The 7,021-nt window shown below is 47.8% G+C and carries 6 protein-coding genes; 5 read left to right on the top strand and 1 reads right to left on the bottom strand.

What is annotated here, in order from left to right; translation table 11 throughout:
* The 4 genes from C8N40_RS12355 to C8N40_RS12335 all read left to right on the top strand — a co-directional run.
* On the top strand, positions 1 to 567 hold a 567-nt coding region (locus C8N40_RS12355; protein WP_146173563.1), incomplete at its 5' end, for a UDP binding domain-containing protein.
* Positions 568 to 1,225: 658 nt separating this feature from the next.
* Positions 1,226 to 1,843 carry a sugar transferase gene (locus C8N40_RS12345; RefSeq protein WP_108212054.1) on the top strand — a complete coding sequence of 206 codons (618 nt, stop codon included), beginning with the start codon at positions 1,226 to 1,228 and terminating at the stop codon, positions 1,841 to 1,843.
* A 238-nt stretch (positions 1,844 to 2,081) separates the two neighbouring features.
* On the top strand, positions 2,082 to 2,678 hold the full coding sequence (locus tag C8N40_RS12340) for an acetyltransferase (RefSeq protein WP_108212053.1): 597 nt from the start codon (positions 2,082 to 2,084) through the stop codon (positions 2,676 to 2,678).
* Position 2,679: 1 nt separating this feature from the next.
* A complete protein-coding gene (locus tag C8N40_RS12335; protein ID WP_108212052.1) occupies positions 2,680 to 3,822 on the top strand; it encodes a DegT/DnrJ/EryC1/StrS family aminotransferase in 1,143 nt (380 codons plus the stop codon).
* A 381-nt stretch (positions 3,823 to 4,203) separates the two neighbouring features.
* On the opposite strand, the gene C8N40_RS12330 is transcribed toward C8N40_RS12335, so the two are convergent.
* Positions 4,204 to 4,467 (bottom strand): hypothetical protein, encoded by a 264-nt coding sequence (locus C8N40_RS12330; RefSeq protein WP_108212051.1) that lies wholly within the window; start codon positions 4,465 to 4,467, stop codon positions 4,204 to 4,206.
* 531 nt (positions 4,468 to 4,998) lie between these two features.
* On the opposite strand from C8N40_RS12330, the gene C8N40_RS12325 reads away from it, so the two are divergent.
* Positions 4,999 to 6,930 carry a polysaccharide biosynthesis protein gene (locus C8N40_RS12325; protein WP_108212050.1) on the top strand — a complete coding sequence of 644 codons (1,932 nt, stop codon included), beginning with the start codon at positions 4,999 to 5,001 and terminating at the stop codon, positions 6,928 to 6,930.
* Positions 6,931 to 7,021 lie beyond the last annotated feature (91 nt).

The raw sequence follows: 7,021 nt of genomic DNA, 5'->3' as shown, positions 1-7,021 counted from the left end.
GGCATCGGCTACGGGGGCTCTTGCTTTCCCAAGGACGTGAAGGCGCTGATACGGACGGCCGCCGAGCAGGGCTACCCCATGCGGGTGCTGCAGGCGGTGGAGGAAGTGAACGAGCGCCAGAAGTCGGTGCTCTTTGACAAGGTCGTGGCCCACTTTGCAGGGGAGCTGGCCGGCAAGACGTTTGCCGTGTGGGGCCTGTCCTTCAAGCCCAAGACCGACGACATGCGCGAGGCCCCCTCGCTGGTCATCATCGAGCGCCTGCTGGAGGCCGGCGCCCGGGTGAAGGCCTACGACCCGGTGGCCATGGCCGAGGCTAAGCATAGCCTGGGCGACAGGGTCGAGTACGGCAAGGACGAGTACGAGGTGCTCATCGAGGCCGACGCGCTGCTGCTGGTGACCGAGTGGCCCGAGTTCCGCTCCCCCAACTTCTCTGTGGTGGGCAAGCTGATGAAGGAGAAGGTGGTCTTCGACGGCCGCAACATCTACGACGGGGCAGAGCTGGCCAAAAAAGGCTTCGCCTACTACGGCATCGGGGTGGCTCAACAGGTGCCGGAGGAGGTAAAATAAAAGAGGAGAAAACTCTCTTTGAGCTTTTATCTTGTGTTTAGCAAAGTGTGATACGCCCAATAAAGGACAGAAAGTTCTCTTTGAAGGTACAGTCGATTCTGCTTACAAAGCCTATATTTGTCATGCTATTAAGAAATCTGGTAGCGATAAAGGGCCCTTCTGCTACTTGCTACCAGGATGCTTTCAGGATGGCAAATATAGAGAACGAAACGGCCTTGCATTTTAAGGGGCAGGGGGATGATAAACGCCTGCTATGATAAAAAAATGCAATAGCTTCTGTTATTGCTGTCATCTCGACCTTCGGGAGAGATCTGTTTAGAATTCCCAATAGGTCTCTCGCGCAGCTCGAGATGACAAAGAAGGCGAATATAAATTCCCCCAAGTTCTTAGGGGAGGGCTAGGGTGGGATTAAAATTCCCCTCCTTGGACTTTTTCGAGGGTCCCCTACCCCTAGGAGGGGTTAGGAGTGATTGAACCCGGTGCTGCAAGTACAACACATTATTCGGCTGGGACAGAGGCCTGCGATATAGCAAGTTACTAGATGAGACGCTCGCAGCATGGAATATAACTTGCACTTAGAAACGTCCAAACCTTTTTTAAGGGTGCAGGAAGTTTATACAGCGCTAGGCATTATAAGGGCTATTACTTTTAGACAAGCATGAACCGGTTATACCGAAATTTTTTTAAACGCATCATCGATTTTATACTTGGCCTGATAGGTTTTACTATATTATTGCCGGTTTTCCTGGTAGTAACAGGGTTGCTATACTTTGCCAACCAGGGGAAGCCCTTCTTCCTGCAGCCAAGACCAGGAAAAAATGGTAAGATCTTCCGGGTTATCAAGTATAAGACGATGAATGATCTGAAAAATGCCCAGGGAAATCTGTTACCAGATGAAGTGCGCCTGACACCAGTAGGAAAATTCGTGCGTAAGACGTCTTTGGATGAAATACCGCAGTTGCTGAATGTAATTAAGGGCGATATGAGCTTAATTGGACCTCGACCCTTATTGGTGGAATACCTTCCCCTTTATAGTGACGAGCAATTCAGAAGGCATGAGGTGCGGCCGGGAATAACAGGCTGGGCACAGGTAAACGGACGTAATGCCATCAGTTGGAATCAGAAATTTCAGTATGATGTATGGTATGTGGATAACATATCGCTCTGGCTAGACCTGAAGATTATCTTTATGACTATTTTTAAGATCTTCAAGTCTGAAGGCATCAGCGCAGAAGGCGTGGCCACTATGCCAAAGTTCCAAGGGAATAATCAGTGATTTTATTGATTTTGGTGATTGTACAGGATTATTTGCTGGCCTGATTATTTGAGTTCTGGGCTCACATTATGTTAGTTCGCATGAAAACCTTAGTTACTGGACAAAATACTAATCCTGTAAACTGTCATATTAGATCGAATTGCAAAAAACATAATTTAACTTTCTAACTTCTCAACCCTCTAACTCTTAAACTCTCTAACTCCTAAACTCTCTAACTCCTAAACTCTCTAAACTTCCCATGTACCTTTACGGAGCCAGCGGACATGCCAAAGTCATCATCGACATCCTGCAAGAAGCAGGTGTGCCGGTAATGGGTTTGTTTGATGACAACCCGGACCTGAAAGATTTGTGCGGTATAAAAGTACTGGGAAAGTTAGGGCCGGAACAGCCTCTGAATGAGCCTTTAATTATCAGCATTGGGAGTAACAGTATTCGGGCCAGAATTGCTCAGCAGCTGCAGGTAACCTATGGACAGGCTATTTCTGCCACAGCTATCTTATCGTCAAGTGTTGTGATAGGAGAGGGAACAGTCGTGATGCAAGGGGCGATACTTCAGGCGGAGGCACAGATAGGGAAGCACGTTATTATCAACACCGGGGCAAAAATTGACCATGAATGTGTGGTCGCAGATTTTGCACATGTGTCGCCGGGTGCCGTACTTTGCGGAAACGTATCGGTAGGAGAAGGGACCTGGATCGGAGCCGGTGCGGTGGTGATACCTGGCGTTAAGATCGGCAAATGGTGTAAGATTGGAGCCGGAGCAGTGGTGATACGCGATGTACCGGATAAGGCCGTTGTGGTCGGTAACCCGGGTAAGATTATAAAATACTGTTAACATGAACGAGAAAATCTGGCTCTCTTCACCCCACATGGGTGAGCAGGAGTTTAAGTATGTACAGGAGGCTTTTGAAACAAACTGGATCGCTCCCCTAGGCCCACATGTAGATGGGTTTGAATCTGATCTGGCTGCTTACCTGGGAGAGGGAGTGCACGTGGCGGCTCTAAGTTCAGGAACGTCTGCACTACATCTAGCTCTTATTATACTTGGGGTACAGGCGGGTGATGAAGTGATCTGCCAATCCATGACCTTCTCTGCTTCGGCTAACCCAATCGTGTATCAGGGCGCGACACCTGTTTTTATAGACAGCGAGGAGCAGACCTGGAATATGTCGCCGGAGCACCTGGAAACAGCTATTCAAGATCGCATAGCCAAAGGCAAAAAGCCAAAGGCTATTATTTTGGTACACCTTTATGGTATGCCGGCGCAAATGGAACGCATCATGGCTGTTGCCGACAAGTATGAAATCCCTGTAATTGAGGACGCGGCCGAAGCACTTGGCTCTTCCTACAAGGGGCAGAAGCTTGGCACCTTCGGGGCGCTAAGTATACTTTCCTTTAACGGGAACAAGATCATCACTACCTCCGGCGGCGGGGCGCTGGTATCTAAAAATGAAGAGTGGATTAGGAAATCGCGCTTTTTGGCGACCCAGGCCCGGGATGCTGCACCGCACTACCAGCACTCGCATATCGGATATAACTACCGCATGAGCAATGTATGCGCTGGTATAGGCCGTGGACAGATGGAAGTGTTGCCATTGCGCGTGGAAAAGCGCCGTAGCAATTACGAATTCTATAAAGAAGTTTTTGCTGAGAATGAAGCCATACTTTTTGCAGAGGAGCCAACGGGTGAGTACTACTCCAACAGATGGCTGAGCACCATCCTGGTAAAGGAGGAAGAGGGAATAACAAGAGAAACCATCCGCCTGCACCTGGAGAAGGACAACATCGAAACGCGCCCGCTCTGGAAGCCCATGCACCTGCAACCTGTTTTTGCTGAGGCTCCTTTTTACGGCGACGGCACCAGCGAACGCTTGTTCGATCTAGGGCTTTGTCTTCCTTCCGGCTCTAACCTGACACAAGCGGATCTGGATAGGGTTGTAAAGCAGATTAAAGCTTTGTACCAGGAAGCGAAAGTATAAATATACCCTAAGCCTCGGACAGAAAAGCAGTAGGTGGCGCAACTAGTAGCGCCACCTACTGCTTTTTTATAGTTCTAACATCTACACTACACCATTCTTAAGCGAGTTATGCGTGTCATTTGCTTTTAAACCTACGCCTCCAAGGAGGCAGGGCCGTTTTCTTCTGGTAAACTCGCTTTTTATGGCGCGAGCGTCCACGCTCGTGACGGGCTATCGTTGGCCTCCGGCTCAGTCGGATTACAAATCCGACCTCATAGTTAGGCACGGGTTGCAAACCCGCGCCAGCAAGTGGTAATTGTAATTTAGCCACCAATCATAAAAAGCCGAAGGATGAGCATATGCTGTTCAACCTTCGGCTTTCTTTATGATTCAGTTTATACTTTATTTGCCGGTCGGGGTATTCGCCCCCTGTCCACTGCCACCGCCGCCACTCTTAGTACCTGTCCGGTTATCATCGTTGTTCTTCTTGTTCCAGGCACCCTGTCCTTGTTGCTGGGAAGCGGTTGCTTTTGTTCCTGCCTTTCCTTTGTCTACGCCTCCCTTGATGTTTGCCTTGTTGGAATAATCTTCCGGATTAAGCTTAGTGTTGGCATTGCTTGCCAGGCTACGCTTGGTCTCTTCGGTCTTATCTTTCTTGTCTGCCATATCTCATACGTTGTTTGTTTCACATGCTTTGACTATAGCTTACGCGCGATAAAGGCAGAGGTTGAGCATGACTTGTTACAATTCCAGTGCAAAATTCAGGCACGGCTTAACTAAATTTCATAAAACAAGAGATATGGGAAGACATAAATTTTATCCAAAATTAATGATAAGAAAGACGCATCTATGCAGGCTTTATACTATATTTGCATAGTTTTTAGGATAGTATGTATTTTGCTTTGCTAATATTTGGTAATGCACTTTCTTAGTATAATTTCCATTTTAAAGCTATAAATAGTAACGAAAAGGTTATACAACTTAGCTTTAAACTTTGCGTTCATACAATCGAATTACAGCCCGGGCAGCCGTGTGAGGTATTGAATATTTAGCATACCCTATGCTTTATAGGTAATGTTATTTATATTTAGGCGTTTTATCTGTGTGGTGTTGATTGAGTAGATTTTACAGAAAAATACAGTTTTAGTCTGATGCAGCGTTACTACTGCAGAGGTCTGTGCTGTAATAATCATATATATGAAAATATTGATTAACAAGTCACTTCCTAAGTGGATAGTGCTTTTAATTGACCAGCTGATCATGAGCTGGTCTTTCGCTCTTTCTTTCTTTGTCATTAAGCAGTTCCACTTTGAGGAGATCATGCGTGGGCACTTCCTGGTATATATCGGGCTCTTTGGGCTTGTATCGCTGATCACGTTTTATACCATGCGCATTCATACCGGGCTTATCCGGTATTCAAGCATATACGATATCAACCGCATCTTTACGGCTGTGCTGATTGCCAGCCTTTCCTACGCCATTCTCATAGGGGCCTGGGTTGCCCCGGTACACAAAATTGACTCGGTAAACATATACCTGGTATTACTTATCTGCTTCTTCATCTCTTCTACCTTGCTGACGCTGGTAAGGATGGGAGCAAAGGCCTTATTTATTTTCTTTAAAAACAGCAATGCCGGGGAGCGGGAGCGGGTGCTGATTTATGGCGCCAACGGCTTCGCCATACTTTTGAAGCAGGCACTGGAAACAAGTGGCATGGGCCGGTTCGTTATCCTGGGTTTCCTGGACGAGAACTCGAATAAAGTAAACAAGCATATTCACCAGAAAAAAGTATACCACATCGATGACATCGAGCGCCTACAGGAAAAGCTGAAGGTGGACAAGGTAATGGTGTTTGCCGAAGACCTCACATCTGACACACAGAAAAGGTTTGCGGAGCGCTGCGTGGAACTAGGCATTAAGGTCCTGACCGTGCCTCCGACTGAGCAGTGGATGTCCGGGCAGCTGAGCATGAATCAGATCAAGGATTTGAAAATCGAAGACCTGCTGCAGCGCCCGCCCATCGTGATCGAGAACGATCGCATCAGCAAGGACCTGCGCGGCAAACGTGTGCTGGTAACCGGTGGTGCCGGCTCCATCGGCTCTGAGATTGTGCGTCAGGTAATAGGTTATAAGCCGGAGCTTCTAATCATTTGTGACCAGGCCGAATCTCCTTTGCACGAGCTGCAGCTGGAGATGGAAGAGAAGTATCCGGGTACTAAAATCGCCATTTTTATTGGGGATATTACCAACTCCAGCAGGATGTACTCCATGTTTAAGGAGTTTACCCCGGATATTGTCTATCATGCGGCGGCCTACAAGCACGTGCCGATGATGGAGAACAACCCTTGTGAGGCGATCCTGACCAACGTTTTGGGGACAAGAAACCTGGCGGATCTGTCGCTGACCTTTGATGTGGAGAAGTTCGTGATGATTTCGACCGACAAGGCGGTGAACCCGACAAACATCATGGGTACTTCCAAGCGCATTGCGGAGATTTACATTCAATCGCTCAATAACCTGCACCATGGTAAGGTAAATGGGAACAAGCACCCTTACAAGCAGGTAACACAGACCAAGTTCATCACCACCCGTTTTGGGAATGTGCTCGGCTCAAACGGTTCTGTTATTCCGCGCTTCCGTCAGCAGATTGAAAAAGGCGGCCCAGTTACTGTAACGCACCCTGATATCACGCGCTACTTCATGACGATTCCGGAGGCGGTGCAATTGGTACTGGAGGCGGGTACCATGGGCAATGGCGGCGAGATCTTTATCTTTGATATGGGAGAGCCGGTAAAGATTGTGGATCTGGCATATAAGATGATTCGACTGGCTGGCCTTACGCCGGATGTAGATATTCAGGTTTCCTTTACAGGCCTCAGACCGGGTGAGAAGCTTTTTGAGGAGCTGCTGAACGAGGAGGAACTGACGATTCCTACGCACCACGAAAAGATTAAAATATCCAAGGTGCGTAACTACAGTTACGATGCTGTGGTAGCGGATATTGATGAGCTTTTCCAGCTAAACAAAACGAAGGACGAACTGCAGGTAGTTCGGAAGATGAAGCAGATCGTACCGGAGTATATAAGCAAAAACTCCCGCTTTGAAGAGCTGGACCTGCAGATGAATTAACGAGTTTCAAGTATAAAGCAAAAGCGCCTGCTGTCTGAACAGCAGGCGCTTTTGCTTTATACTTGGTGGGTATGGTAGTTTGTTATGGCGC

This window comes from Pontibacter mucosus (genome assembly GCF_003054055.1).
GTDB lineage: Bacteria > Bacteroidota > Bacteroidia > Cytophagales > Hymenobacteraceae > Pontibacter > Pontibacter mucosus.
The sequence above is the reverse complement of the archived record's forward strand: the minus strand, read 5'-3'. Positions and strand labels throughout refer to the sequence as shown.

What these genes read in the sequence shown, in the direction of transcription:
- C8N40_RS12340 (WP_108212053.1), top strand. Translation starts at nt 2,082, where the DNA reads ATGTACCTTTACGGAGCCAGCGGACATGCCAAAGTCATCATCGACATC.
- C8N40_RS12330 (WP_108212051.1), bottom strand. Translation starts at nt 4,467, where the DNA reads ATGGCAGACAAGAAAGATAAGACCGAAGAGACCAAGCGTAGCCTGGCA.
- C8N40_RS12325 (WP_108212050.1), top strand. Translation starts at nt 4,999, where the DNA reads ATGAAAATATTGATTAACAAGTCACTTCCTAAGTGGATAGTGCTTTTA.
- C8N40_RS12345 (WP_108212054.1), top strand. Translation starts at nt 1,226, where the DNA reads ATGAACCGGTTATACCGAAATTTTTTTAAACGCATCATCGATTTTATA.
- C8N40_RS12335 (WP_108212052.1), top strand. Translation starts at nt 2,680, where the DNA reads ATGAACGAGAAAATCTGGCTCTCTTCACCCCACATGGGTGAGCAGGAG.